Raw genomic sequence first — 25800 nt, 5'->3', positions numbered from 1 at the left:
TGAAAAGAGACAGATGAAGCCCTAAGCCCCTCCCTGAACCAGTTTATTCTCCTTCAATGGATTGAGCATAATGACCCCACCCTTTTTCGTTTCCCATTCAATAAAATCAACTATTATCTCTTTATCTCCCTCTGAATAAAAAACGTCTTCTTCGATTTCCACCACTTTAGTCACCTTATTCTTCCTGGCATGATAGGAAGCCATCATTTCCAATTCAATTTTCATTCCAGCTTTCAATCCCTTGCTTTTACGAGCATTAGCTACCTCTCCTTCCTTGAATTTTATCTAACCCTTTCACCACATTTATTATAGCAAGTTTTTTTCCTTGATACTGCCTTTTCCTGGTTTGATAGCGTCTAACTCAGAGTGAGAGCTAATCAAAAGTGGTTTGAAATGAAACTTTATTTGCGGAAATGAGGGGAGAAAAGCAAGAAATGAAAGTGAGGTTGTTTTTCGACTTTTAAACATATCAATCCCTTGTAGCTGTAAGGAAAAACAGACTTCATAACTTTCGGAATACATAAACCTATATAGTCCAAAAAAATATCTGCAATTTTTTATTGAACATTGCACAAATGGGTCAATTAGAAATGTCAAAGGACTATTCTAAAAACCCCGATTTATTTTGAAGAATCTAAGGTGTAATTGTAAAAAAAGATAACTTTTATCAACAGCCAAGCTGTAAAGGAAAGAACTAAATCTATCATTCTTATGAAAACAGAGATGGAAAAAATCATCATCTAACGAAACCTCAAATCCTTTTTGGGGGAACACATCATCTATTAAAATTGTCGTCACTACAATGTAAAGGATAACTTTTACATTTGAATCGCCAGTATGCGATTAAGTTATTATATCTAAGTTCTATAGAAACTAAAAACAGTTTAGAAGAACATCTATCTACCTTTAAACAAAATATATTATTACGTGAAGACCAGTTGTAACCGAAAATCCCCAAATACCAAAAATTTCAATTTGAGGTTAAACATCTCTTTTTAAAGTAATGAAATAGCTGTCGTTTTGTGAAATATTAGGTAAAACAGGGTAGAGCAGATAATCTATATAATGCCTCTTGTTTATTTGATTTAATAAAATCAAATTTAATCAAGGAGGCAAAGTGAATGAATAAATCAACTTATGATTTTGAACAACTAAGACAACAAATTACCAATAAGGAATTATGGAGAAGGGACCAATTCATAGTTTATCCGTTTGAAGCTGGTAGTGGAAAGTCAAGAGAGTCGCAAAGGTTTTTAGGTGAAATGACCAAGCAAAATGATTACCGAGCTTTATATGTACAACGATTTGTAAAAGACAATCAACTTGAGGCAACAGTTGCTCGTATCAACGAATTTGCTGGAAAGGAAGTTGCTGTTGGGATTACTGGCGAAGATAACAAGTCTAAAAGGAAATTAAAAAAGGTTATGGAAGCACAAATACTTGTCTGCAGTCATTCAATGTATAAACAATTTTGTCGGGGATTGCACCCAGAATTAATTGACAATCGGCAAATTTTAGTTATTGATGAACGAATGGATTTAGTAGAGAGAATAAGCATTTCCATTGAAGATATCGGCAACCTTTGGGGAAGTTTTGACCTGTATAAACAAGGCAAATTGATGGAAGAATTAGCGGGAATTTTAAAAGAAAAGTTTTATCATTATTCACCATTAATTGGCTCTGTGAGTAAGCAGGAAATGTTTTCGATTGGTTTTAAGGTTGATTGCTTCTTAAAATATCAAACCGCACTCAATGAACTGATTGGCGTGGTTACAGACAAGAATCATAAGATGTTACTGTTAAAGGTGAAGAATCTTATAAAAAATGGTGGACTGTTTTTTGAAAATCAGTTTCACACGTTCGAGGCAATAAGCTACCTAATGCTGGAAAATAACGTTGTGTTAGATGCGAACGGAAACTTCGATGAAACTTATTCAATATTTAAAGAGCTATTCTCCATCCAAAACCAGCCCTCAATATTTGATTATTCCCAAACAAACTTCCATCATTTTGAAGTCAAAACAGGGAAAGGGAACTTAGACAAATACATAAGTTTTTTCCAGGAATCCCTTGAAAGAGTTGAATTTAGCAATGGCAGTCAGATTTTATTCGTAACCGAAAAAGATAGTGTGGACAGAGTTAAGGATGCCTTGTTGCTGAAATTCGCTCAAATGGGTGATAGTTTGGAAGAAATAGAGGAGTTTCTTAATGTAAAAATAGAGGTGGAGTATTTTGGCAATATTATAGGCCGCAATGATTTCAGGGGTTTTGATAAGGTAGTAATACTTAAAACCCCGAATTATTCATATATTGACTATTCAATGCAGTTTGTATATTTGCAAAAGTTAAGTGGAAAAGCAGTCGGGGATATTCGAGTATTTGAACATGAAGAAGTGGAAGCGATTAGAAAATCGGTAGTAGCTGGGGAGATTTATCAAGCGATTAAAAGGATTAATAGAGATTTATCAAAACGTGCCGACATTTATCTTTTTTGCAGTAATAAAGAAGCGGTAGATATTGTATTAAATCAATTGCAAAATGTGCAATACGTAAGCCAAAAATTGACCGTAGAAAGCAAACAGAAGAAATCTGATAGAAAGCCGAAGGAACAATCCACATTTGATAAGAAGGTATTGTTAGTTCAGGAAGCTCTTGTGGCTAATGCAAAGATAGCATGTAGCATCAGGAAGAAGGAGCTTAGAGAACAAGTAGGTATTCTGGATAAACACTTATTTGCAAAAATATTAAAAACGCTGGATTCCTTTTTACAAGCAAATCATATCGAAAACCAAGGTCAAAAGCTCATTTTTAAATAATAACCAATTACTGGATGTCTTTACAGGCATCCTTTTTCTGTTAACTCATAAATAGTTATATTGCACATTCGTTTGCTGAAGAGCCAGGGGGAATATCATTAGCATCCATTAAACTATAGGTATCTTTATGCAATGAACAGATGGTAGGGAAAATTGTTTATAGATATTCCAGTCACATCTGTGATTATAGTACACCTTATTAATGCAAACACTGGATGGTATAAAATAAAACCCCAACTTTTACATAAAGCCAAATGGATAAAGAAAAACAACAACTTTAAAAAGTCAGAAGTGCTATTATCCATTTGCTTTGTATCATACAGTTCCTTTGCATAAGCATATGGTATTGATGTTATACCAAAATCTATTGAATGTTTTGGCTATAGTTGTTTGTTATTGGTTGTTTTATTTGTACTATGGCATTTTGAATAGATGGCTTCGGTTCTTTTGGTAACAAAAGAGCTATTTTAGCTAACCTATTATTCATTGACAAGATGAAAATGCTAATGTTGGATATCCGTCTATTGTGCAAATGAAATAATACATTATATTGATTGTTTTGTTTAGTTCTAAGATATTCTGGATTGTTAATGTATCAGCTTTGATGTAGTACCTTTTTGAAAATAGTCTTTTGACATTTTAATAGATAAGCGAAGGCTTTTATGTAAAAGTTCATTGTTTTTATTAAAGACCTTAGATTTTTTGAAAGAATAGGATTATTTTTGTGCTATTGGCACATTGTATTGTAATGGCAATGAATATTTCATCTTCACCTTTATGTAGGAATATCAATTATGTGGAATATCTCAAAAGTTGTTTTTTAGTTAATCTCCTTTATACAAGAAGACAGCATACACAACTTTTTTCGTTAGAGCATTTGGACATAATTCAATCCAAGTTCTTCATCATACGAATGTGCAAAACAACATTCCACTACTTTAATCAAATAAAGGACTTGAGATACAATTTATTCCAGTAAAATAGCGTTTGAACCATATTTTTATAGGAACGGTGTTTTTGAAAATGGAGAACAATAGTAGAACCTCATAGAACCATTTTTGCCCCTAAAAAAACTTGTAAATTGATAAACTGGTATTACATAAGAGGTAATTGATAGAAAGGAGAAGACGATATAGTGACCACCGAACAAATTAAAATAGCCATCGACCAACTGGAAAGAACGCTGTTTCTCCATTCATTACAACCACTGGCGATTGAAGAGCTGGAGCAAATGCAGGAAAAAGTAAACGAGTTAAAAGAATCCTTATTAGAAACGTGCTTTTTAGATATTAGCGTTGCTGAACTGGAAGAAATGCGATTTAAGTTAGCGGAAATTAGATACAGCATAATTATCGCAACAAAGGAGTATTTGCATTTAAACACAGTAGACGATATTAGAAGCCTCGAAAACTTATATAGAACTGCTTAATAGAAAAGAAGGAGGAGAGAAAAAGTGAAAAAGGATATGAACGGACAGGACATTTTCGCAAGGGACTTCAAACAATTAGATGTTTGGAACAAGGCAGTGTCATTAACGGAAAAAATCTACTCGCTGACAAAGAGTTTTCCGCAACACGAACAATACGGTCTAAGGTCGCAAATCGAGAGGTCATCGGTGTCGATTTCAAGTAATCTCGCTGAGGGACAAGGTTATGCAGGTCTCTTTCCTAATCAGATGTTGCACTTCTACGCAATTGCGAACGGTTCTGCATACGAGGTAAGAGCACAAATTGAGCTAATTTATCGGGTCGGTTATGTGAGTTTAGAAATCTACCATCAGTTGGAAAAGGAAATTTGCGAGATTATAAAGATGCTTATTGCTTTAATTAAAAAGGTCAAGAGAGAAATTGCTTAATATAAAGTTGTTAAAATTTTGTCCTCATACGTTAATTCAATGAGCCTTCCTCTAAAGAGTTCCACCAGCATATAAATTGGTAAGACAATAGTCGATAAGAAAGTTATTGACATATAATAAATATGAGTGTAAATTAGGAACATAGGCAACGCCAAATGTTTTGTTGCCTAAAGAAGATTTTTTGAAACTAACTTATACATTTTTATTAATGTATTATTATCTGATGACGGTAAGAGGCCGTATTTATTTCTTGTAATTTCATATAGGTTTTTTGACTATATCCAAAAGGATTTTTTCCCTATGGTTGTGTCTACCTATGTGTTCTTGCAAAAAATAAATACGGTCTTTTTGTCGTTCCTTGAAAATTTGATAGCGAAAACACGTTTGTATTGTCACTTACCGAGTGATACGGAGTTGGTGATGCACTTTTATTACCACATATCAAATTATAGAAAAATTGGAGGGAATTGTGATGTGTAACTTAGATGAAGGAAAAGGTATATCTGTTTATTTGGAAAAACCATTGATTGAACAAATTAAAGACCTTAAATGTTTTAATCAACAAACCTATTTGGATTTCAATAAGGAATCCAACCTGAAGTTTGGTGTAGAAGAAAAACTATATACTATCTTGCGTTACGCCAATGATTTTACAGAAATGGCTAAAAGAGAAGTTGAGGGATTATTTACTGCAGAAGAAGCATTGCTACTTTTCGTTTGTTTAGTAAATGAAGAATATGCCTGGATTGGGGAAAGCCAGGGAGGGAACTCATGCTTTTGATTTACCAAAAGAGTGATTTTCTTAGGGGATTTTATAAAACCTTTCCGATGGAAACAATTGAGCAAATATCGAAAAAGGCTGAGTCTCTTACATCCGCTCAACTAATGGGACTAAAGGCAATGGCGGTGGAATTATGTCATAAAAGCAATGGTAGGTCTTTACGTTTTAGTAGTACGGATATTGATAGATATTTCAGAACTGCTGTCGGTTCGGACCTAAATGAAAAGTGGTATGAAATCGTAGTTTACTAAAAAATATTGGAAAACCTTAAAGAAGAACTTCAAGATTTGTTGTTAGGAAAGGGAGAAAAAGCAACGGTAAAAGAAGCTATCCATGATATTTATTCACAAATGGAAATTCCAGATATAAGAGTGAAATTAGGAGCTGATAGACTTTTTGATGTCGTGGAAGTTTTAAATTCAAAATACAAATTAAATGGTTTCTTTAGTCTGGGAAAGGAAGAAACTAAATTCATTCTTTTTGTCTATGGAGACGAATATGGACTTACAGAAGTTAGATATTCAGTAGAGGAGGCATTTGTGTTAGATGTCGTGGATGAAGCTCACATGTTGGCTTTCCTAAACAAGTGAAGCGATAAAAATGAATAGATTCAATTAAAAGTAAAATAAGGCTTATGTAAATAAATATGTTCAAGGAGGAAAACTTTAATGAATCAAACATGTGTTAAATCGAATCAGATTGGTGAAGGGATTATTAAAGGTAACTTGCTTCCTGTTAGCGGTCATTCTTGGGTCAGTAGCAATACATCCGATATAGGAAGATATAAGAATCGGGATGGCTATGGGTTGTCAGGATTCTATTTCAGAGACTTTAAGAATATGAGACATGCTATTTCTTTAGACAATGGACATTTTCAAACAAAATACAGATTTCCAATTGTTGATATACCATTTTCCAGCCCTATGCATCGATGGGACAATTTATATTTTTGTGGTGGGTATGGTGCTACTTTACCAGATGGACAACAGTTTGATACTAACGAAAGGCTAATTGAGTACGTCTTAAAGAAGCAAAAACCAATGGGATTTATTGTTGTAGAAAAATCTAAGATAGACAGATTTATTCAAATGGTAGAAGGAAATCTGGATTATAAGATTATGCCTCATTTCAGAGAGGATTATGTGGAGTTGGGATTTGCAAATATAGGTAAGATTGGAGATTTGTTTGATATAGAACAGCTTATTTGTTCTTATCAAATTCTAAATGAAAAAATGGGGTTTGAATTAAATGAATCCAATGCAACTAAGTTAAGAAAAATAACTGATTGCGAATTCAAGGATTTCTTTGATTATGATTATGCCAATCCCAACTACATGATTGATTGTATGATAGTAGGTTTAATCTTAGGTTTTCCAGTAGAATCTACTTTTGCATTTTTAAATAATTATAGATAACTAAAACACATCTTAGTGATTTAACAAAAAATATGCTTGGGAAATTTCAAGATAAATAACTTTAAATATAATGAAATTAGGAGGAAACAAAATGGGATACAACATTTACTATGAAGGAAGAATTGAATTAGATAAGCCACTGGATGATGAAACTTACAACATTATTAAGGGGCTTGGAAAAACAAGAAGAATGCGTTGGGATGCGGATAAGTTGGAACAGGATGGAATTGCCTTAAAGTCGGAAATAGGGTATTGGGGTGAATTTTTCTTCGGAGTTCAAGATATGAAACCCAAAAGTCAAAGAGAGTTTGAATCTAAATATGTTATTGACCATAATTGTCCACCACCAGGTCAGCCAGAATTATGGGGTGTTTGGACAGTAACAGATGACCGATTAGGATTAGCTTGGAACAGAAATGAAAAATCTTACGGTGGTCATGAATGGTTAAAGTACCTTGTCAAAAGTATTTTTATTCCAAGAGGATATTATCCGAGGGGGATTATCAACTGGTTTACTGAAGGGCATTGGTATGAAAACAAATGGCATACAGTTGTTGAAGGTAAGTCAGTTCGGAAATATCGGGGATATAATCGGAAGCAAAAAGAGCCAGATATTGATGGTTGGTATGAAGAAGAACTTCAATCCTATGACGAATACCATCAAAAATGGCTAAAGAATCTTATGGACAATAAGGTAGAGTTTCTCCATGAACATCGCCCTTGGAAAAACGAGAAAACGGATGCCGAATTTGTTCTATCATTTAACCTGTATCTTGAGAATAACATTGTTCAAGCAACGTATGATAGAAAAGAAATTTGCTATGCCAAATATCTATATGAGAATTTAAGAATAGTAGATGGCAAGATTATTCATAATGAGGATTCATCTGATATTGATAAGGTTATAAATGACCATGAAACCTTAATGAAGGTGAAGGATTTGATTGAAGAGTATATTTTACTAACCCCTGATTTTCTTGAAGAAGCAGTGGTGTAAAACGTAAACCGAACAGATTTGAATGATTATATCCCAAGCCTAAAAATCTATAATATAAAGTATTTTTAATAAAATAATATGAAAAATGGGAGGAAAAGAAATGAGTAATGTATCGAATCAATCAACTTATAAAATAAAGAAGGGATTTGAAATGAGTCCATTTCAAAAAAACTTAGTGGACAGGGTAAAGGAGCATTTACAAGAATGTGCTACGGATAAAACCAGAATCATGTTTGCAAAAAAGGAAGAATTGCATGAATATGACGGAAGAGAATTTTCTTCAAGAGATTATGGAAACGAATATGAAGATAATTATATCTGGGTTTGTTTTAATGGTTATATGGATGGGAAAGACATGCAAGAAATGTCTTGTTCGGATGAAGAAATTTGCTTTAAAGATTTTTTGAATGAACAATATACCATTCCAGAAAAATTCTATAATTTCGATGCAATTGCAGTTAAACATTTGGAGTGTCATATAAACGGAAATGATATTTTCTTTACATCTCAAGAAGAGCCAGGTGGGATTGATGCTGATATGTATTATTTTGTTTAAAGTTTTGTTGCAATTCCTTCAATCCAGCTATATTCTATAAATAATAGAGGTTCATTTATTAGTAAAGCTAATTTTTAGAGGCATTTTGTAATAGGCAGTTTTCTTTTAAAAAAAAGAAAATTTCGCCTATATGCAAGATGTCTTTTGTTTTGCCTAAAAACAATGAGAAGAAAAGCCTTAAGAGTTTGCTCAATGCTATGTATTTGTATTATGGAGGTAAAGCAATTTCTAAAAAGTACTAAAAACCAAAAAGAATCTATTAAAAGAAGGAGAGAAGTTAATGGCATTCGAGAGAAATAAAAAGAGCGTTAATCCGAATTTTGGGAAAAAGATGGCTGTTGCTGATATTAGCCATCCGATTCTAAAGGAACATAAAAAAGCTCTGGTTTTATTAGACGAAATGGATAAAAGGAAGTTTAGATTCTTTAGACGGAAAGGGGAGAAGAAAATATGAGATTAACATCGGTTTATGCAACCACCTCATTTCATTTAATTATGGAATTTAATAACAAGGAATATCGACTCTTAAATGTTAAACAATTTTTGAAAGATGATAAAGGATTATTAGAAGAAGTACGTGATGATATTGATATGTTCCGAACAGCAATGGTTGACAACGTAGCGGGTACGGTTGCTTGGGAAAATGGGGTAGATTTTCAGCCTGAACATTTATATTCGGAAAGTGTAAATATAGACCATATATTTGGGAATGAAGGTGGAGAAGAGCATGAGGGATACTGAACCATATAAAATTGGTTATAATGAAGGTTTTGAAGCTGGATTTGTTGAGGCTTTAAAAATTATTTCAGCAAAAGTATCTGATGAAAGCAGGATGCAATTAGCAGTAAATTGTTTGGGTTATTTGCCATTGCCAAAAATTATAGAGCACTGTCGAATTTGTTATCATCGAGCTGTGGAGGTAGTGGAACAGTCGGAATTCGTAGAATATGTGAAAGATAAATTTGATAGTTATGTAGAAAATGACGAATTTTTTGACCAAGAATCAATGGGAAGGATTTATCAATATCGTTTGGAATCTGCAAAGAGAGATATCGAAGACACACCTCCCCAAGAAATAATAAGCAGTTCTAAGATTTTATCGATGGACCTGAAAAAGTTGTTGATTGAATATATAAAGGAACAGGGAGAAGGCAGGAAGTAAGGATAGAGGTAAAGGAGAGGGAGAATAATGGGGCAATATCTGCAAATGGGAATTTGTTATAGATTGGAAGTTGATAAAAAAAGATTGGATAAGTTAGAGGTTACATTAGAAGGATTGATAAATGAGTTAAATAAACACTTAGATATTACCTTGTACGAAATAAATGAAACTCATGAAGAAGTCATTTTTGAGATTAAAGAAACGGTAGCCTTAGAACAAATGCAGGAATTTATGCAATATCAATATTCGATGTGTCCTCAAGAGCAATGGGACACAGATTGTTTTGAATCGGCTTCGGAAATGATGGGTGAATTATCATCATTAAAAGAGTTAGTTGAACTGGCAGAAGAGGGGAGATTTCCTTGTTTTCAATCCAATATTATTACTGACGAAGTAAAGGTGTCAGCATGGGATTTGTTAAGAGTGGAATTCTCGATGTTGGTGTTCTTTATTGAGGGCAAAATATATATGGAGGGATATGGTGCATTCTTGAAATATATTGAAAATAACATAAGAGAGTCAAGTAAGAAATGGAAAATTGCAGGAACTTTTAAATGTTTTATTGATTGAGGTATTGAGAATATATCTGGGTAAATGGAGGTGTTTATAATGTTTGATGATGATTTTGATATTAATGATGGTGTCTATGCTGTTCCATCACATTATAAAGTCAAAGTTCGGGCATTGCTGGAGTATTGTAAATCGAAAAATGTCGATGTAGAAGACTTAACGGAAGAGGAGATAAAGCAATTTGTAGTTTATAAGAAAAATCCCCTATTAGAAGATGATTAATCAGGGCTTAGTAATTCTCCTTCAGTTTCCATTATTTTAGATTATAGATATCTTCGCTAAATCTATAATAAAATACAACGACAAAAAAGGAGGCAGAGAAAGTGCTAAATATGTTAGGGTCAGTCCATCGAATAAATAGTAATCTTGAAGATGATAAAAAGAGCATGAGAATATTGAAAAGCCATCGGAGAACAATATTTGCCCTTATCATTCTTATTATGGTAATAAATATTAGCGATTATATTACAAAAGAAATGACATTTTTGATGGGTTTGTTTACTGGTGTGATTGGTGTGATGTGTATAGGAGGTCTGATTATCAATATAAAACTAAGTAAAAGGATTGGAATAAGAATTAAGAAGAACTTGGGTTAGGACAGCCTTAGAAGAACTGCGAGTTAATTATTGCAGTTTTTTTCTTTTTGCCTGTAATTTGAATAGATTTTCTTCATATTTATTGAGGTATGATAACTTAGGAAGGTGAGGGTCAGTTTAAAGAACAAGGGTCTTGTATAAATGAATCCAGATTTATAAAATATAAGATATATAATAGAAGAAACTCGGAATAAAGGGATGAAATTAAAAATGGAAAAGAATTGGGCTGTCGAGTGTTGGGGGAATATGGGGAACACAGAAATATTCTATACAAGGAGAGAGGCAGAAACCTATTTCAGAAGCATTAGGAAAACACTGGATAGTAGCAAATACATTTTTACTAAGGACTCTATTGTAGACAAGAACGATAGCAGTAATGCTGTTTATCTTACTAATCTGAGTGAACTTTGAACGTTATAGCAATATCAGTTTGGTTTCTTTTGGATGTGTATGTTGGAATTTTTCAATCAATTTATGCTTGAGTTTTGTTACCCCTTGAGATAAGATGATGACAAAAGAAAAACATCTAAGGGCGGGGGATAAGATTCAGCCCTTTCGACTTTTATAAAAAAATTAGAATAGCCAGTAGTCTTTCCAAAAAAAACCATTTGGATTGACTACTGGCTATTTTTTATACCCAATGACTATATTCAAGGGGGTGATACCGAAAAGGGCTATGCAACTAACTAATAAATTGACCAATTCATTAACATACGACTTAAAGAGCAACTGGACATTGATAGTCCTATATTTTTTCAGCTTTTAAGTCAGATGTTATGAATAATAATTGACTACATATAAGTGGGGGAAGAACAAGTTGGATGTTTTTGGATATATAAGGGTTAGTACAAAAACTCAAATGGATGGGTATGGGTTAAAAACGCAGGAATCAGCAATTATAGACTTTTGCCAAAAGAATGGATACGACTTAATTGAAGTATTTCGAGATGAGGGAATCTCTGGAACGATTGCAAACAGAGACGGATTAAATGATTTAATTAGTTCTTTTGGTGAAGTAAAGAAAGTTGTAGTATTAAACACCTCCCGACTTTGGAGAAGTGATACAGTCAAAGTTTTAGTTCACAGAGAATTTCAGAAGCATTCGGCTGACGTTATCAGCATTGAACAGCCTAATTACAGCGGAATTTACACGAAAAATCCAAATGACTTTTTGGTTAATGGGATGATGGAATTGCTCGACCAATATGAGAGAATGAGTATCGCTATGAAGCTCAACAAAGGCCGTAGAACAAAAATTAAAATGGGCGATAAAGCATGTGGGAATGCTCCTCTTGGCTATAAGTGGAATGATAAAGCAAAGATTATTGTTGATGAAGAAACAGCGGCCATTATCGAATTGATTTTCAAAAAGTATTTGGAGTTACGCAGTCTTGGGAAACTTAAAAAGTATTTAGACAACTCTGGGGTAAGAAGCAGTAGGGGGAACAGATTTAGCAAACAGGCCTTGGTTGGGATACTAAAGAATGATTTTTATAAAGGTGTTTTAAGACACAGTGATTTGATTATCGAGGGGAATCATAAACCGTTGATAAATAAGGTCGTATTTGGGAAAGTACAAGCTCTAATTAATAGAAACAGAAAAGCTGGTGTAAGAAATGAGAAGTGAGTGGAACGAGGAAAAATTACAAAGGTATATAAAGGAAGGTAGAGGACAGGGAGAATTTGAATCCTATAAAGGATTTATTCGAGTGCAGGACTTCGGCTCGGTTGGCAGAAGCAGTCGTTTAAGAACTTGGCGATGTAATCGGATTGTCCACCTACTGTCGGATATAGAAACACGATTCTTCTACCTAACTGAGTTTGACGATTCAATTTTACAAGTGAAAGAGCATGTGCCTTTATACGATTTTGAAGAAGTAGTTGGGGAGCAAGAAGATATAGATATAAGGAAATTTAAGGATAAACAATCGGGATTTCCCTACATTTTAACCACGACCTTTCTAATTACAGTTAGGGGAAATGACGGAAATACCTATGATGTTGCAAGGAGTGTTAAAGCAAGTCATGAATTGGAAAGAAAGGCAGTGATTGAACGCTTCGAGTTAATAAGACGTTATTTTTGGAAAAAAGGTATTGATTGGGCGTTATTAACCCAAAAGGAGCTTCCAATAGTTAAGGCGAAAAACATCGAGTGGATACATCCAGCGAGGTTTTTAGAGGAAACAACGGATTTTACTAAAGGTGATATTTCGTATATTTCAGGAATTCTTTTGGAATCACTCTATAAAAATAAAAGACCAGTTCGGGAGATAACAAGTTCAGTTGATTCTCAACTAAATCTTGAAGCTGGTTCAGGGTTGTTGTTATTTAAACATTTATTAACAACAAAACAGATAAAAATAGATATGAATAAGAAGATTGAATTAAACCAATCGGCAGAAGTTTTAGAGATAGTTCCGCAAGAAAGGCAGGGTGAAATAAAAATTGCTATTGACCGTTAATACGTTAATCGGTTATACGGGAGATTCGTTAAAGGATACCGTTGAAAGAATATTGTGGATTAGCAGTGATTATACAGTTGCAGTTTTGATTGATATTTATGCTAACAAGAGCACTCCAATATATAAAAATGTAGAAGACATTGTTAATGATATTGAGATTAAAGGTGCAACCGTTATTAAAGATGACCCTTTCCAAATTTTTAGAAATGATAATGAGATTAATGAAAAAGAGAAGGAGATTCGGAATAAAGCATGGGAGATAATAAAAGCCATTGCGGAGAAAGAAAATGAACCAGAAGTTTTTAATGCAAAGAAACGTGCAGAACTTGTTAAAAAGGCAAGTGGAAAATTTGGAGTAAGTAATAAAACAGTCTACAAGTATTTAAGGCGATATTGGCAAAGGGGAAAACACATGAATGCCCTTTTGCCAGATTACAAGAATATAGGGAGGTCTCAGGAAAAACAAGCAACAGGTAAAAAAAGGGGGAGACCAAAAAAATATAAAGATATTGTGGGTGAAGGTGTAAATGTCAATGAAGAAACGAAACGGATATTTAGGATAGCACTTAATAAATTTTACTATACAAAGTCTGGTAACTCCTTAAACACTGCATACCAGTTAATGAGGAAGGAATTTTATGCAGATGGTTACAGGATAGATGGAGGCATTAGGAAGCCAATATTAAAACCATCCAGTGAAGTTCCAACCTTTGGACAGTTTAAATACTTCTTTTATAAGGAGCGAAACTTGAAGAAGGAAATATACTCAAGGCAGGGGTCGAAAGAGTATTTGCAAAATCATAGAGCATTATTGGGTAACTCTACGGTAGAGGCTTATGGACCAGGTTATTACGAAATTGATGCCACCATTGCTGATGTTTACTTAGTCTCCAGATATAACAGAAATTGGATAATCGGAAGGCCCGTCATCTACCTCTGTGTGGACAAGTTTTCCATGATGATTACAGGACTATATGTGGGCTTAGAAGGACCTTCTTGGAATGGGGCTATGAGTGCTCTTGCTAATTCGGCAAGTAATAAAGTGGATTTTTGCAAAGAGTACGATATTGAGATTATAGAGGAGCAATGGCCATCCCGCCATCTTTGCGATACTTTGATAGCTGACCGAGAGTTGCAGGGTAAGATGGTTGAGACACTTGTTAGTTCCTTACATGTTAAAGTACAGAACACAAGTCCCTATAGAGCCGATATGAAACCTTTTGTAGAAAGAAAATTTCAAATTATTAATGAGAAATCCGTACAACCATTTTTACCTGGAACTGTGAAAACAGATTTCCGTAAGAGAGGAAGCCGAGATTATCGTCTTGATAGCGTTCTCGATTTGTTCCAATTTACCCAAGTTATGATTTATTCGATTCTCGAATATAACCAAAGTTGGCTTTCTAATTATAATCGTGAAGAAATGATGATTAGCGATGATATAGAGCCTATTCCAATAAAGTTATGGAATTGGGGAATGAAAAATCGTGCTGGTTTATTGCGTTCTGTTTCAGAAGATACTGTGAAATTGTGTCTGATGCCAACTGCAAATGCTTATATAACTGGTAAAGGAATTAAATTCAAAGGGTTATTTTACACTTCTTCAAATCTTATTAGAGAAGGTAGTTTTGAACGTGTTCGTATAAGTGGTAGTGGAGAAAAGATTCATATATCCTATGACCCAAGAAATTTAAACTTCATATATATAAAGAAGGAAGACGGAAAAGAATTTGAGAAATGCCACCTTCTGGATTACCAAGAAGTTCACATAAACAAGAGTATTGAAGAGTTTGAATACTTACAGGAATATGAAAAGTTACTGAAAAAGCAAAAAGAGGATGAACAGTTACAATCCAAAATTGATTTAATTTCAGAGATAGAAAATATCGTTCAAGAAGCAGAGAAAATGACGAGGGAACAGCAGGATGAAACTGAGAGCAAGACACAAAAACTAAAGGGAATTCGTAAAAATAGGCAAATAGAAAAGATGATTAACAAAGAAAATGAGGCATTTGAACTTGATAAGAAAGTGACGAACGAAAAGGGAGAAGTTCTTTCATTTAATAGAATGAATAATCAAGAACCTGAAGAGGGACCAGAAGAGTTTGAAAATGAAATGGCCCTATTAAGAAAGAAGCAGAAGGAGAGAACGTATGGAAAAACAGAATAAAGTAATAATTCCAAACGGTGGAGAAGCTGTAATGGCAAAATATAGAGACCAGGAAGTGATGGAATACAGAAACAATCCTTTTATCGAAGCTCTTCCTCCCATTCTTTCAAAGGAGGAGGTAGTTGATAAATTAGCCTATTATCCACCTTTTAATGAAAATGAACGTAACTTGGATAGTCATATAAGACTGCACCTTGTCCAGCGATTATTCCAATATTACCAGCCAATTTTTCAAACGCTTGATTTGGAGTCAAGGGTCTCCAGGATGATTCGTATGGGTTATGTTCATAAAAATCCTTTTAAACCAGAATTCGCTCAAGGATTGCACGAAAACTACAAGTCGATTCTAAACGCAAACATAGATATGTACAATGGCAATTTAAAAAGCACGTCTTCTGCAATGACGATTTTGGGACCATCAGGAATCGGTAAAAGCCGAATGATAAATGTGGTACTATCAGCTCTACCACAACTTATTGTTCATTCTCGCTATAAGAATAATGATTTTAATATGTATCAGTTGGTCTGGCTTAAATTAGATTGTTCATTCGATGGAAATATTAAAGGTGTTTGTATTGATGCATATAGGAGCTTGGATAGTTTATTGGGTACAAGCTATTATAAGCGGTTTGGTTCAGCAAGAATGCCCATAGCCTCCATGCAACCTGCTTTATCTCAAATGCTTAGGGTTCATGGGGTTGGACTACTGGTAATAGACGAGGTGCAGTCGCTGAGCGTTGCCAAATCTGGTGGAGCAGAAAAAATGATGAACTTCTTTCATTACTTATCTAATATGGGAACTCCTATTCTTTTGATAGGAACACCAAAGGCACTTCCTTATTTAAGAGGCGACCTCCGCCAAGCACGAAGAGGCAGTGGTCAGGGGGATATGGTGATAGAACGCATGAAAAAGGATTTTAATTGGGATTTAATTCTCGAAGGAATGTGGGATTATCAGTGGGTGAGAAAGCCAACTGCTCTTACACAAGAGTTTAAAGATATTTTATATGATGAATCTGGCGGAATAACAGATATTGCGATTAAACTTTTTGTCATGGCTCAAGTAAAGGCAATTTCCAGTGGTAAGGAACAAATAACTCCTGCATTAATAAGAAAAGTGGCAAGAGAGAATTTGCAACTAATTCAGCCGATGATTAATGCTATAAGAAGTGGCGACATTAAAGCTATTTCGAGATACGAAGATATCGCACCTATAGATGTAGAAGGGTTTATTAATCTGGAATTTTCTACTGTTTCTATGAACAATAAAATAAAAGAAATTCAAAAAGCGAAGAAAAAGCAGGAGAAAAATTGGAAGGAAAACGTGAGGGAACAGTCTATCTTAAAGTTAATTGAGTTGGATGTTGAACCAGGCAAGGCAAAAAAGTGTATTGATACTGTGATTGAAAAGCAAGGACAAGAATTTGATATAAAGGGGATTGTAAAAGAGGCGTTTAAGCTGTCTATAAATATAGAAGAAAGTAGCCCTATACCGACTAAATTACCAAAGAAAATGGAGTTGCAAAACAAGCAAGATTTAAGATTGATTGTTTCGGAAGGAAAAGCAAATGGTCTATCTGCCCATGAAGCACTTAAAGAAAAAGGAATTATTAAAGTGATAGAAAATGATTTCTTCAGTGTGGGGTGAGAATAATGGTTGGTTTTTTTCCAACACCGTATCCGAATGAGTTGTTATATAGTACATTAGCACGTTTCCATATAAGAAGTGGGAACATCAGCCCCAAGGCAACCATTGAAGAGTTATTTGGCTCTCGTTCTGTCACTACTGTTGTCGATTTACCAGCCAACATAGATAGCTTGATAAGCAATTTACCGATTGGAAGTGCATATACTGTGGAAAATTTGATAATGGAGAACACTTTATATCCATTTTATAGTGCCTTTCTTCCGCCAGAACGTGCCAAAAGCATCTTGCAATCTATGAAGGGTAACAGCGGTGGAAGCATCCATAATCGAATAGGTGTTATGGCAAGTACAATTGCAGAGAATAGATATATTAGGATGTGCAAAGAGTGTGCGACAGAGTCATTAAAGAAATATGGAGAAGTGTATTGGGTGAGAAGTCACCAAATTCCTGGGATTATTATTTGTTCAAAGCATAAGACCTTACTGTACAACAGCAAAGTATTAGTACATCACTTTAACAAAAATGAGTTTGTTCCAGCAACTGTAGACAATTGCAATTTAACCGAAGAACATACAACCTCAAAGAATATAGAAGATGCTATAGAATCTGAATTTATCCCCAATTATATTCAAGTTGTAGATAATGTGGATAAACTATTAAACAATCGTTATTCCAATAAGCCACCTGAATGGTTTTTCTCTCAATATATAGAGAGGTTAAAGTTGATGGGATTAGCAAATATAAATGGAAGTGTAAAGCAAAAAGAACTTCGAGAGCAGTTTCTTGAGTTTTATGGGGAGAATTTATTAACGATAGTCCAATCATCCGTTACTAATAATGAAAGTTGCTGGTTAAGTATGATGGTTAGAAAACCACGTAAAACTGTTCATCCAATTAGACATCTGCTGATGATTCAATTTTTAGGAATTATGTTGGAAGACTTATGGAATGAGGAAAATGAGTATTTACCTTTTGGCAAAAGTCCTTTTCCATGTTTAAATGCGGGAGCAGACCATTATTTACAGCCAGTAATTACTGAAGTGTCTATACGGTATGACAGTAAAATCAAGCGGCCAGTTGGGACATTTAGCTGTTCCTGTGGGTTTGTTTACGCACGAAAGGGACCCGATAGTAGTGAAGATGATAGGTACAAGGTTGGAAGAGTAAAAGAGTTTGGAGAAGTATGGAAATCAAAGCTAAAAGAACTTTTTCAAATGAATTTAAGTATGAGAGAAATCGCAAGAAGATTAAAGGTAGATGTAAATACGGTAAAGAAATATGGTCAGAATTTAGGAGAAACCGAAGTGGAACTCGGTTATAAAAGAAAAGACAATCTTATTAACAAGGATAGTTTTCGTAATGAATGGCTGGATTTGCAGAAGCGATATCCCGAAAAGAGTAAAACGGAACTGCGGAAGGTTAATAGTGGTCTTTATACTTGGCTATATCGCAATGATAGGGAGTGGTTAAATTCAAACTCTCCAAAAAAGAAGCAAATTACTATGGTAAATAATCGGGTGGATTGGGATAAAAGAGATGTGGAAACTCATGAGTCCGTAAAGGAAATTGTAGAAGAAATACTTAATTCCCCTAATAAGCCTGAAAGAGTAACGATAAGCAGAGTTGGGAAGAAAGTAGGCAAATTATCCTTGCTGGAAAAGCATCTATTCAAGTTGCCTCAAACCAATGAATACTTGCTACAACATATTGAATCGGTAAGAGATTTTCAAATTCGCAGAATCAAATGGGCGATTAAAGAATGCCAACGAGAAGGATATGATGTGCAATGGTGGAGAGTAGCGAGGGTAGCTGGTATTCGGGGTGAATGGATAGAGGAATTAGAAGTGGAGTTTGAAAGGATAAGTAGCATTATTTCATAAGATTAGTTTAGCAAGGTTTGGCTTGATATTGGGAAGAGCTGTAGGTATCATAAATTTATAGAAAATAATAATTATTTGAAATGAGGAAACAAAATGGCGACTTTTTATATTAATCGCAAAAGTCCATATTGCATAAATTAACGCTCAGTCATAGGACTGGGCGTTTTTAATTGTGTTTGTTTCCAAACTGTATCGAAAGGAGGAGAGAGAATGTTGTTGGAAAAGTTGAAAGGGTCTTTACAAAATCTTTCTATTGAATTAATTGGAGACGCACTTACTATTGCTGTTTCTTTAGTCATTGGCTACTATGTGAAAGTTTTCTTTCTTATGTAGTTAGCTTTATTAAAGACTGTAATCAAAAGGAGATGACTAATTTGTGAATGAAATGAGTTTCGTGGATGTTATAAACAGGTCAGATTACAACTTAAAGAACGATGATGAATAGGAACAAGGAGGATATAAGAATGAATAAGGGATTTAAGCAGGAAAAGGAAATTGATATTACCGAATTGATGGAGGTGTTATCATTTAATGCTGAATTAGAATTGGATAATGATATTCGAGAATGGTTACAAACACCGCCTGTTAAATTGCAGAATTATGGATATGAGGTGGAAAGGGAAGAGGAGTATTTTGCAACACTAAACGAGATTTCAGAATATCTATTGGAGAGATGATGAAATAAGAATCGCAAATAAAGGAGGGAAGTCTTAATGGAACAAGATTGGATGGAAAAGTTTAGAGCAGAACTTCTGGAGGATATGAAAAAGGAAGCAAGGCAAGAGATAGCGGAAGAAATGGCAAGAATTTATCTGGAGACCACTGATTATGATGATGAACCAATATCTGAAAGGTTTGGAGTGCCTATTTACAAAATAGAGCAATTTAGAGAAGACCATAAAAAGTGGCAGTTCGCAAAACAATTAGAGATAACAGAAGAACCAGCTTTTCTTGAGGACAATGTGATTTCATTGTGCTTACCAAAAGACATGTTTCTAAAGAAGGGAAAACTGGATGGGGCTGAAAATATGCTTTTGCTCGGTTTACATGCCACAGGATTAAAGCGATTTTTAGAACTCATCTCCGATGATACAAGGAAGACATTGCGAAAGATGCTAACTGAACAAGATTTAGACGTTAAAGAGGAGGGGGAAGAGTGAATTACTATCAAATGTTAGAGAATTTGCATGTTGTTTCCAATAATAAAGATAGAGATGATGAGAACTTCTGGTCACAAGAGGTATATAGCCAATCTGATTTTTCCAGTGCGTGTTTAGATGCCCATCTACTGGTAAGGAAAAATATTTGTAAACAAGTTGAGTGGGGAAAAGAACAAAATGAAGAATGAGCAAGAAATACCAAAAGAATATTGTCCGTATTGTGGCAAGAATTTGATAAGAATTCTTTCGGAACAAGAGCAAAAGAAATACAAACTTCGATACGTAAGTGAGAAAATTGGCGTTTCCAATTGGGATTCTATCTTTGCATGGAAATGTCCTTATTGTACTAAAACCTGGAGGAGGTAGTTATGACCTTATGTTAATCCCAAAGATAGAAGCTCAGCTTATTAATTATAAGATTTACGAAGAATATACTCCTACATTAAACAAGTTAGAATTCTTTCAAGGAGTTTTCCTCCCTTTTAACAATGAAAGACAAAAAATGTTGATGTTGTGCTTATTCAATATGGGCATCAGAGAATTTATCAGTATTCTTCCACAGGAATCAAAAGAAGAATTATTGTGTTTGCTTCAACAAGATTTGAAAGAATGATTTAATTTACACAACTTTCCTGCATTTACTTTCTGTTTGTTTAGAGTTTTGGTAAAATATGATAGCGGAGCTTTGGGTTTTCGTGCATCGAAAGGATATTTTTATGAGAACGAGCACCCTTTTTGCTTTACGAAACAACCACCTTTTTTGCGGAGCTTAAAGGTGGTTGTTTTCATTACTGTGTGTATTAATGCAGGAAGGCAAAAATTCCCTTTTTGACATAAAAATAGGGAGAAGTATTTATTTTACCAAATTGAGTAAAGTTGCTAAGGTAACTCTTTTCTTCGATAGTCTTAATTGAAATATGTAAAGAGTACGGTAAATGTCATTGACGAGATTACTAAACCATAATAAGCAGATAAAAGAACTTTTCAAGTCAATTCCAAATATGAAACAGTTTTTTCAGACACTTAATGAAGGTCCTGCCTTTCCTGTGAAAGCACCAATTATTGTGAAATCAGATGGTAGAGCAAACCCCATTGTAGGACACGCATATGATTATTGGTTAAGAGCGTTTATACAACGAATAAATAACCGCTTACAAGAAAATGATAATTTAGTTGCTTATCAGGGTCTATCCTTGCTTTTTACAGAGAAAAAATTTTTCGATAAAGATGCTTACAAATATCACCTTCCATTCATAAAAGAAGAAGAAAAAGAGTTCGGTAATTATTATTATGAGACCTATTTGAAATGAAAGAAGAGAATAAAACAACTGATGAATGGTTTGAAGCAGTCCTTGATTAAATACATGAAAAATACACGGATGAAATCCTTGAAAATATGGAGCTAAAGTTTTTTGGGGACTTTACAATAACTACCCATTATTCTGAAGGGGAAATTATTTATGATAATATTATTGAAAGAAGAAATTCTTACATTTTAGGGGAATCAGTTGATGATACTCAACTGATGGAAGATTGTATGATACTGGGGAATTTGGATGCTTTCTATCGTTCTAATTATATACATGAACAAGGTGTTTTTTATGTGTCAGAAAAGGATATCACAGACTTGTTAAATTTAACAAGAGAGACTCAAAAGTTTTCTTCTCTTTTCATAATGAACCATACTCTTATATGTAATCCTTCATTTGAAAAAGCATCTATTTTAGTAGGAGGAGCAGATGCTGATATTTTAATAGATAGCACGTTGATTGAGATAAAAACTGAGTCCCAGTTTGGATATAAAGCAGACCATATGAGGCAACTTATCGGATATTATATTTTATCTCTCTTTACACCTTCCTTTCCTAAAATAGATAAGTTGGCTATTTATAATTCAAGATTTTGTCGATATGTTTACATCAATATTGATGATATATTTGATTACTTTGATTTGATTGGTTTTGCTAAAGAATTTATTGAGATTCTCCTTGAAAGAAATTCGCTGTTAAACAAAGATAAAGACGTAATTCAGCAGTCTTTTGTAACCAAAACGAAAGATTTCCAGAAGTGAAAATAATATTATTTCATTTAAATATTTTTCAACAGGGATTTCAAAACTTCCTTAAAATAGGAAGTTTCTATAAATATTCAAGTAACTGGGAATGTTAAAAGGTTATTATTCATTAAATTGTTCAAGGGAGTGTTTATATTTGTTTTATACAATCGCATTATTTCTGTTTGCAGGAATTGCTGAGATTGGAGGAGGTTATCTTATTTGGCTGTGGCTAAGGGAAGGTAAGCCGTTTTATTGGGGTATATTTGGAGGTGTTGCATTAGCTTTATACGGTGTTATTGCTACATTTCAAACCTTTCCATCGTTTGGAAGAGTCTATGCGGCCTATGGAGGAGTATTTATAATACTTTCCGTATTATGGGGATGGGGTATTGATAAAAAGACACCAGATTTATATGACTGGGTGGGTGCAGGTATATGTTTAGTTGGTGTTTCAGTGATGTTGTTTGCACCACGCCAATAACAATTCCTTTAATAGAAGGGAATTGCTTTTTTAGTCTTAAGAAAAATGTATAACACTATCCTTGACCGTGTACTATAGTACACGGTTTATACTTTTATATGGGGTGAATAATTTGAGTTATCGTATTAGTGAATTTGCGGATAAGTGTAGGGTTAATAAAGAAACCATTAGATACTACGAACGAAAGAATTTATTACAAGAACCTTCTCGAACAAATTCAGGTTATCGGACATATTCAGAGGATGATGTTAAGCGTGTAGGGTTTATTAAACGAATGCAAGAGCTTGGTTTTTCTTTGAATGAAATTTATAAATTACTTGGGGTTGTAGATAAAGATGAAATTCGATGCCAGGACATGTTTGAATTTGTATCAAAAAAAGAAGAAGAAGTTAAAAAACAAATAGAAGATTTAAAGCGTATTGAACGCATGTTGAAAGATTTAAAGAAAAGATGTCCAGATGAAAAGGAGTTACATGAATGCCCCATTATTGAAGCGTTGATTGAGGACTAATAAGAAGGGAGATTTTTATGAAACATAAAAAGAGCTTTATTGTAGGAATGGTAGGGATATTTGTTGTTCTACTATGTTGTGCTACACCTATATTAGTTATTTTATTAAGTGCTATTGGATTAGGGGCGATAACTGGCTATTTAGATTATATTCTAATTCCAGTTTTAGCAATTTTTCTTGCCTTAACTCTCTACTCTTATAATAAGTTGAATAAATCGAATTCTAAGAATGATTCTTGTTGCTCTTAAGATATAGGTGGTGATAGTGATGAAAGAGAAAGTTTCACAAGTAGCAACACTATTTTCTGGATTTCTGATGGCAGGTTGTTGTTTAGGACCTGTAATTTTGATTCCTCTTGGTTTAACAGGTTTTGCTGGAGGATTAGCAATTTATGCAACGAAATATCAAACGATGCTAATAACGGTTACGTTGGTTTTATTAGCTTACTCATTTTATTTGATTTATGGGCGAAAGTGTAAAAAGAAAAGTTCTATTATTGGATTATGGATTACAACGGTTTTGGTATTTGGGATGTTTGTTTATACGCTAATTTCCAAAGGGTACTTGTAGGAAAGGGGTATTTATTGTGCGGGTTCAACAGGTTTTAGCCATCATTTTATTGTTGTTTTTACTTTTTCTTTCTGCGTGTAGTAATGAAAAAGAGATACAAACTATTACAAGTAATAATAGTAACTCCGTATCGTTTACAGTAACAGATATGTATTGTGCAAGTTGTCCATTTGTCGTAGAAAGTGCGATAAATAAAGTGGATGGGGTAAATAATGTAATTATTGAAACAAAAGGAACAGAGGGAACTGTAACGGTTTCTTATGATGATGTAAAAACAGATATTAAAATCATTCAAGAGTCCGTTTTGGATTTAGGTTACGGTGTAAAATAAAGGAGGATAAAACACATGAAAAAATATCGGATAAAGATTGAGGGAATGACTTGTACAGGGTGTGAAGAGCATGTAGCTGTCGCACTTGAAAATATAGGAGCTAAAAACATAAAAGCTAATTTTAGTCGTGGTGAAGCTGTATTTGAATTACCTGATAATAAAGAGATTGAAACTGCCAAAAGAGCTATCAATGAAGCAAAATATCAACCTGGTGAAATAGAAGATGTGTTATCAAAGGAAGATGTGGATTTAGGTAATGAAGGTGATTATGACCTGCTTATTATCGGTTCTGGTGGAGCGGCCTTTTCGGCCGCCATTAAAGCAATAGAATATGGGGCAAAAGTTGGGATGATTGAGCGTGGAACGGTTGGGGGAACATGCGTAAATATTGGTTGTGTTCCTTCAAAAACCCTTTTACGAGCTGGGGAAATCAATCATTTAGCAAAATCAAATCCATTTATTGGGTTACAAACATCTGCTGGAGAAGTAGAATTAGCACCGTTAGTAAAGCAAAAGAATGAATTGGTTAGTGAACTCCGCAATCAAAAATATGTTAATTTAATTGATAAATATGGATTTGATTTAATTGAGGGTGAAGCTAAATTTGTTGATGAAAGTATAGTTGAGGTAAATGGAAGAAAACTTTCAGCAAAACGCTTTTTAATCGCAACAGGTGCTTCTCCATCTTTACCACCGATTGCAGGACTTGAAGAAGTAGATTATTTAACAAGTACAACGCTACTTGAATTAAAAAAAGTTCCAAAACGCTTAACGGTAATTGGTTCAGGGTATATTGGAATGGAACTTGGGCAACTTTTTCATCATTTAGGTTCGGAAGTTACACTTATGCAAAGAAGTGAGCGTCTATTAAAAGAATATGACCCTGAGATTTCTGAAGCAGTGGAAAGAGCTTTAACAGAACAGGGTATAAACCTAATAAAAGGGGCAACTTTTGAGCGTGTGGAACAAGAAGGAGAAATAAAAAAGGTTTATGTAACGGTTGAAGGAAAACGAAAAATAATTGAATCAGAGCAACTCCTTGTTGCAACAGGTAGAAAACCAAATACAGATTCTCTAAATTTAAGTGTAGCAGGTGTTGAAGTGGGAAACCGCAAAGAAATAAAAATAAATGAATATGCTCAAACAAGTAATGAAAAGATTTATTCTGCTGGGGATGTAACACTTGGACCACAATTTGTGTATGTAGCGGCCTATGAAGGTGGAATTGTCGCTGATAATGCAATTGGTGGGTTAAATAAAAAATTAGATTTATCGGTTGTACCAGGTGTTACATTTACAAATCCTTCGATTGCAACCGTTGGTTTAACAGAAGAACAAGCAAAAGAAAAAGGATATGATGTCAAAACATCTGTATTACCTTTAGAAGCTGTTCCAAGAGCAATTGTGAATCGTGAAACCACAGGTGTATTCAAAATAGTGGCAGATGCGAAAACATTAAAGATATTAGGAGTCCATGTTGTATCTGAAAATGCTGGTGATGTAATTTATGCAGGAACATTAGCTGTGAAATTTGGTCTAACTGTTGAAGACTTAAAGGAAAGCCTTGCACCATACTTAACAATGGCAGAAGGGTTAAAGTTGGCTTCTCTTACGTTTGATAAAGACGTTTCAAAATTATCTTGTTGTGCAGGATAGAAGGTCTGTACATGTTCTTCTTAAACAAATGGTGGGGCTGTCCAAAAAGTCAGTAAAAGCTGATTTTTTGACAGCCCTCTTTCTGGATTTTTTTTGAAAAAATACACAAAAAAATCGTCCTATCTAG

34 protein-coding genes are annotated in these 25800 nt (G+C 34.1%); 33 read left to right on the top strand and 1 reads right to left on the bottom strand.

Annotated features, from left to right (window positions below):
• Nucleotides 1-21: 21 nt before the first annotated feature.
• Nucleotides 22-225, bottom strand: coding sequence for a hypothetical protein (locus AS180_RS03565; protein ID WP_139109148.1), 204 nt, complete (start codon nucleotides 223-225; stop codon nucleotides 22-24).
• Between the two features lie 896 nt (nucleotides 226-1121).
• Here AS180_RS03565 and AS180_RS03560 point away from each other — a divergent pair.
• The 33 genes from AS180_RS03560 to merA all read left to right on the top strand — a co-directional run bounded on the left by AS180_RS03560 (nucleotide 1122) and on the right by merA (nucleotide 25673).
• Nucleotides 1122-2816 carry a DEAD/DEAH box helicase family protein gene (locus AS180_RS03560; RefSeq protein WP_062686408.1) on the top strand — a complete coding sequence of 565 codons (1695 nt, stop codon included), beginning with the start codon at nucleotides 1122-1124 and terminating at the stop codon, nucleotides 2814-2816.
• A gap of 1135 nt (nucleotides 2817-3951) precedes the next feature.
• Complete coding sequence (locus AS180_RS03555; RefSeq protein ID WP_062686407.1) at nucleotides 3952-4245, top strand: hypothetical protein; 294 nt, start codon at nucleotides 3952-3954, stop codon at nucleotides 4243-4245.
• A 24-nt stretch (nucleotides 4246-4269) separates the two neighbouring features.
• Complete coding sequence (locus AS180_RS03550; RefSeq protein ID WP_062686406.1) at nucleotides 4270-4671, top strand: four helix bundle protein; 402 nt, start codon at nucleotides 4270-4272, stop codon at nucleotides 4669-4671.
• Nucleotides 4672-5143: 472 nt separating this feature from the next.
• Nucleotides 5144-5452, top strand: a complete 309-nt coding sequence (locus AS180_RS03545) for a hypothetical protein (RefSeq protein ID WP_062686405.1) — start codon at nucleotides 5144-5146, stop codon at nucleotides 5450-5452.
• Nucleotides 5443-5703, top strand: coding sequence for a hypothetical protein (locus AS180_RS03540; RefSeq protein WP_062686404.1), 261 nt, complete (start codon nucleotides 5443-5445; stop codon nucleotides 5701-5703). Before AS180_RS03545 ends, AS180_RS03540 begins: the two co-directional genes overlap by 10 nt.
• Before the next feature lie 6 nt (nucleotides 5704-5709).
• Complete coding sequence (locus tag AS180_RS03535) at nucleotides 5710-6042, top strand: hypothetical protein (RefSeq protein ID WP_062686403.1); 333 nt, start codon at nucleotides 5710-5712, stop codon at nucleotides 6040-6042.
• A 78-nt stretch (nucleotides 6043-6120) separates the two neighbouring features.
• A complete protein-coding gene (locus AS180_RS03530) occupies nucleotides 6121-6867 on the top strand; it encodes a hypothetical protein (protein WP_062686402.1) in 747 nt (248 codons plus the stop codon).
• 91 nt (nucleotides 6868-6958) lie between these two features.
• A complete protein-coding gene (locus tag AS180_RS03525) occupies nucleotides 6959-7864 on the top strand; it encodes a hypothetical protein (protein ID WP_062686401.1) in 906 nt (301 codons plus the stop codon).
• Nucleotides 7865-7964: 100 nt separating this feature from the next.
• Nucleotides 7965-8420: a hypothetical protein gene (locus AS180_RS03520; RefSeq protein ID WP_062686400.1), complete on the top strand. Its 456-nt coding sequence runs from the start codon at nucleotides 7965-7967 to the stop codon at nucleotides 8418-8420.
• 280 nt (nucleotides 8421-8700) lie between these two features.
• Nucleotides 8701-8874, top strand: coding sequence for a hypothetical protein (locus tag AS180_RS22180; RefSeq protein ID WP_156413436.1), 174 nt, complete (start codon nucleotides 8701-8703; stop codon nucleotides 8872-8874).
• On the top strand, nucleotides 8871-9161 hold the full coding sequence (locus tag AS180_RS03515) for a DUF2442 domain-containing protein (protein WP_062686399.1): 291 nt from the start codon (nucleotides 8871-8873) through the stop codon (nucleotides 9159-9161). Before AS180_RS22180 ends, AS180_RS03515 begins: the two co-directional genes overlap by 4 nt.
• Complete coding sequence (locus tag AS180_RS03510; RefSeq protein ID WP_062686398.1) at nucleotides 9148-9582, top strand: hypothetical protein; 435 nt, start codon at nucleotides 9148-9150, stop codon at nucleotides 9580-9582. The genes AS180_RS03515 and AS180_RS03510 overlap by 14 nt, the downstream gene beginning before the upstream one ends.
• Before the next feature lie 27 nt (nucleotides 9583-9609).
• Nucleotides 9610-10152: a hypothetical protein gene (locus tag AS180_RS03505; protein WP_062686397.1), complete on the top strand. Its 543-nt coding sequence runs from the start codon at nucleotides 9610-9612 to the stop codon at nucleotides 10150-10152.
• A 39-nt stretch (nucleotides 10153-10191) separates the two neighbouring features.
• Complete coding sequence (locus AS180_RS03500) at nucleotides 10192-10374, top strand: hypothetical protein (protein ID WP_062686396.1); 183 nt, start codon at nucleotides 10192-10194, stop codon at nucleotides 10372-10374.
• Nucleotides 10375-10475: 101 nt separating this feature from the next.
• A complete protein-coding gene (locus tag AS180_RS03495; protein ID WP_062686395.1) occupies nucleotides 10476-10748 on the top strand; it encodes a hypothetical protein in 273 nt (90 codons plus the stop codon).
• An 817-nt stretch (nucleotides 10749-11565) separates the two neighbouring features.
• On the top strand, nucleotides 11566-12375 hold the full coding sequence (locus AS180_RS03485) for a recombinase family protein (protein WP_052126233.1): 810 nt from the start codon (nucleotides 11566-11568) through the stop codon (nucleotides 12373-12375).
• Entirely contained in the window at nucleotides 12365-13210 is an 846-nt protein-coding gene (locus AS180_RS03480; protein WP_036178215.1) for a heteromeric transposase endonuclease subunit TnsA, read from the top strand. The genes AS180_RS03485 and AS180_RS03480 overlap by 11 nt, the downstream gene beginning before the upstream one ends.
• Nucleotides 13194-15380: a Mu transposase C-terminal domain-containing protein gene (locus AS180_RS03475; protein ID WP_062686393.1), complete on the top strand. Its 2187-nt coding sequence runs from the start codon at nucleotides 13194-13196 to the stop codon at nucleotides 15378-15380. Before AS180_RS03480 ends, AS180_RS03475 begins: the two co-directional genes overlap by 17 nt.
• Nucleotides 15364-17028, top strand: a complete 1665-nt coding sequence (locus tag AS180_RS03470) for an ATP-binding protein (RefSeq protein WP_062686389.1) — start codon at nucleotides 15364-15366, stop codon at nucleotides 17026-17028. Before AS180_RS03475 ends, AS180_RS03470 begins: the two co-directional genes overlap by 17 nt.
• A gap of 5 nt (nucleotides 17029-17033) precedes the next feature.
• The gene (locus tag AS180_RS03465; protein WP_062686386.1) at nucleotides 17034-18908 is read left to right on the top strand and encodes a TnsD family Tn7-like transposition protein; all 1875 of its coding nucleotides are present in this window, start codon (nucleotides 17034-17036) and stop codon (nucleotides 18906-18908) included.
• 210 nt (nucleotides 18909-19118) lie between these two features.
• Nucleotides 19119-19241 carry a hypothetical protein gene (locus tag AS180_RS23800; RefSeq protein WP_255475359.1) on the top strand — a complete coding sequence of 41 codons (123 nt, stop codon included), beginning with the start codon at nucleotides 19119-19121 and terminating at the stop codon, nucleotides 19239-19241.
• A 131-nt stretch (nucleotides 19242-19372) separates the two neighbouring features.
• Nucleotides 19373-19585 carry a hypothetical protein gene (locus AS180_RS03460; RefSeq protein WP_036178223.1) on the top strand — a complete coding sequence of 71 codons (213 nt, stop codon included), beginning with the start codon at nucleotides 19373-19375 and terminating at the stop codon, nucleotides 19583-19585.
• A 36-nt stretch (nucleotides 19586-19621) separates the two neighbouring features.
• A complete protein-coding gene (locus tag AS180_RS03455) occupies nucleotides 19622-20068 on the top strand; it encodes a hypothetical protein (RefSeq protein WP_062686384.1) in 447 nt (148 codons plus the stop codon).
• Nucleotides 20065-20256 carry a hypothetical protein gene (locus AS180_RS03450; protein ID WP_036178230.1) on the top strand — a complete coding sequence of 64 codons (192 nt, stop codon included), beginning with the start codon at nucleotides 20065-20067 and terminating at the stop codon, nucleotides 20254-20256. Before AS180_RS03455 ends, AS180_RS03450 begins: the two co-directional genes overlap by 4 nt.
• 188 nt (nucleotides 20257-20444) lie before the next feature.
• Nucleotides 20445-20681 carry a hypothetical protein gene (locus AS180_RS03440; RefSeq protein WP_036178235.1) on the top strand — a complete coding sequence of 79 codons (237 nt, stop codon included), beginning with the start codon at nucleotides 20445-20447 and terminating at the stop codon, nucleotides 20679-20681.
• A 388-nt stretch (nucleotides 20682-21069) separates the two neighbouring features.
• Complete coding sequence (locus AS180_RS03435; protein ID WP_139109147.1) at nucleotides 21070-21378, top strand: hypothetical protein; 309 nt, start codon at nucleotides 21070-21072, stop codon at nucleotides 21376-21378.
• Nucleotides 21379-21464: 86 nt separating this feature from the next.
• Nucleotides 21465-22139 carry a hypothetical protein gene (locus AS180_RS03430; RefSeq protein ID WP_062686381.1) on the top strand — a complete coding sequence of 225 codons (675 nt, stop codon included), beginning with the start codon at nucleotides 21465-21467 and terminating at the stop codon, nucleotides 22137-22139.
• Between the two features lie 139 nt (nucleotides 22140-22278).
• A complete protein-coding gene (locus AS180_RS03425) occupies nucleotides 22279-22605 on the top strand; it encodes a YnfA family protein (RefSeq protein WP_062686379.1) in 327 nt (108 codons plus the stop codon).
• A gap of 112 nt (nucleotides 22606-22717) precedes the next feature.
• Nucleotides 22718-23116: an Hg(II)-responsive transcriptional regulator gene (gene merR, locus AS180_RS03420; protein WP_062686376.1), complete on the top strand. Its 399-nt coding sequence runs from the start codon at nucleotides 22718-22720 to the stop codon at nucleotides 23114-23116.
• A gap of 17 nt (nucleotides 23117-23133) precedes the next feature.
• Nucleotides 23134-23364, top strand: coding sequence for a mercury resistance system transport protein MerF (gene merF, locus AS180_RS03415; protein WP_036178241.1), 231 nt, complete (start codon nucleotides 23134-23136; stop codon nucleotides 23362-23364).
• 19 nt (nucleotides 23365-23383) lie between these two features.
• A complete protein-coding gene (merT, locus tag AS180_RS03410) occupies nucleotides 23384-23686 on the top strand; it encodes a mercuric transport protein MerT (RefSeq protein WP_062686373.1) in 303 nt (100 codons plus the stop codon).
• A 16-nt stretch (nucleotides 23687-23702) separates the two neighbouring features.
• Nucleotides 23703-24017: a heavy-metal-associated domain-containing protein gene (locus AS180_RS22175; protein WP_062686372.1), complete on the top strand. Its 315-nt coding sequence runs from the start codon at nucleotides 23703-23705 to the stop codon at nucleotides 24015-24017.
• 15 nt (nucleotides 24018-24032) lie between these two features.
• Complete coding sequence (gene merA / locus AS180_RS03400; RefSeq protein ID WP_062686370.1) at nucleotides 24033-25673, top strand: mercury(II) reductase; 1641 nt, start codon at nucleotides 24033-24035, stop codon at nucleotides 25671-25673.
• Nucleotides 25674-25800: the final 127 nt, after the last annotated feature.

The sequence above is a fragment of the Priestia veravalensis genome (assembly GCF_001457055.1).
GTDB classification, from domain to species: Bacteria; Bacillota; Bacilli; order Bacillales; family Bacillaceae_H; genus Priestia; species Priestia flexa.
Note: the sequence above shows the minus strand (reverse complement) of the source record. Positions and strands in the feature narration are given on the sequence as shown.

Bases quoted from the DNA above. Each gene is read 5' to 3' on its own strand.
- AS180_RS03565 (WP_139109148.1), bottom strand. From the start codon at position 225: ATGAAAATTGAATTGGAAATGATGGCTTCCTATCATGCCAGGAAGAAT.
- AS180_RS03560 (WP_062686408.1), top strand. From the start codon at position 1,122: ATGAATAAATCAACTTATGATTTTGAACAACTAAGACAACAAATTACC.
- AS180_RS03545 (WP_062686405.1), top strand. From the start codon at position 5,144: ATGTGTAACTTAGATGAAGGAAAAGGTATATCTGTTTATTTGGAAAAA.
- AS180_RS03540 (WP_062686404.1), top strand. From the start codon at position 5,443: ATGCTTTTGATTTACCAAAAGAGTGATTTTCTTAGGGGATTTTATAAA.
- AS180_RS03530 (WP_062686402.1), top strand. From the start codon at position 6,121: ATGAATCAAACATGTGTTAAATCGAATCAGATTGGTGAAGGGATTATT.
- AS180_RS03525 (WP_062686401.1), top strand. From the start codon at position 6,959: ATGGGATACAACATTTACTATGAAGGAAGAATTGAATTAGATAAGCCA.
- AS180_RS03520 (WP_062686400.1), top strand. From the start codon at position 7,965: ATGAGTAATGTATCGAATCAATCAACTTATAAAATAAAGAAGGGATTT.
- AS180_RS22180 (WP_156413436.1), top strand. From the start codon at position 8,701: ATGGCATTCGAGAGAAATAAAAAGAGCGTTAATCCGAATTTTGGGAAA.
- AS180_RS03515 (WP_062686399.1), top strand. From the start codon at position 8,871: ATGAGATTAACATCGGTTTATGCAACCACCTCATTTCATTTAATTATG.
- AS180_RS03510 (WP_062686398.1), top strand. From the start codon at position 9,148: ATGAGGGATACTGAACCATATAAAATTGGTTATAATGAAGGTTTTGAA.
- AS180_RS03505 (WP_062686397.1), top strand. From the start codon at position 9,610: ATGGGGCAATATCTGCAAATGGGAATTTGTTATAGATTGGAAGTTGAT.
- AS180_RS03500 (WP_062686396.1), top strand. From the start codon at position 10,192: ATGTTTGATGATGATTTTGATATTAATGATGGTGTCTATGCTGTTCCA.
- AS180_RS03480 (WP_036178215.1), top strand. From the start codon at position 12,365: ATGAGAAGTGAGTGGAACGAGGAAAAATTACAAAGGTATATAAAGGAA.
- AS180_RS03470 (WP_062686389.1), top strand. From the start codon at position 15,364: ATGGAAAAACAGAATAAAGTAATAATTCCAAACGGTGGAGAAGCTGTA.
- AS180_RS03465 (WP_062686386.1), top strand. From the start codon at position 17,034: ATGGTTGGTTTTTTTCCAACACCGTATCCGAATGAGTTGTTATATAGT.
- AS180_RS23800 (WP_255475359.1), top strand. From the start codon at position 19,119: ATGTTGTTGGAAAAGTTGAAAGGGTCTTTACAAAATCTTTCTATTGAA.
- AS180_RS03460 (WP_036178223.1), top strand. From the start codon at position 19,373: ATGAATAAGGGATTTAAGCAGGAAAAGGAAATTGATATTACCGAATTG.
- AS180_RS03455 (WP_062686384.1), top strand. From the start codon at position 19,622: ATGGAACAAGATTGGATGGAAAAGTTTAGAGCAGAACTTCTGGAGGAT.
- AS180_RS03440 (WP_036178235.1), top strand. From the start codon at position 20,445: ATGTTAATCCCAAAGATAGAAGCTCAGCTTATTAATTATAAGATTTAC.
- AS180_RS03435 (WP_139109147.1), top strand. From the start codon at position 21,070: ATGAAACAGTTTTTTCAGACACTTAATGAAGGTCCTGCCTTTCCTGTG.
- AS180_RS03430 (WP_062686381.1), top strand. From the start codon at position 21,465: ATGGAGCTAAAGTTTTTTGGGGACTTTACAATAACTACCCATTATTCT.
- merF (WP_036178241.1), top strand. From the start codon at position 23,134: ATGAAACATAAAAAGAGCTTTATTGTAGGAATGGTAGGGATATTTGTT.
- merT (WP_062686373.1), top strand. From the start codon at position 23,384: ATGAAAGAGAAAGTTTCACAAGTAGCAACACTATTTTCTGGATTTCTG.
- merA (WP_062686370.1), top strand. From the start codon at position 24,033: ATGAAAAAATATCGGATAAAGATTGAGGGAATGACTTGTACAGGGTGT.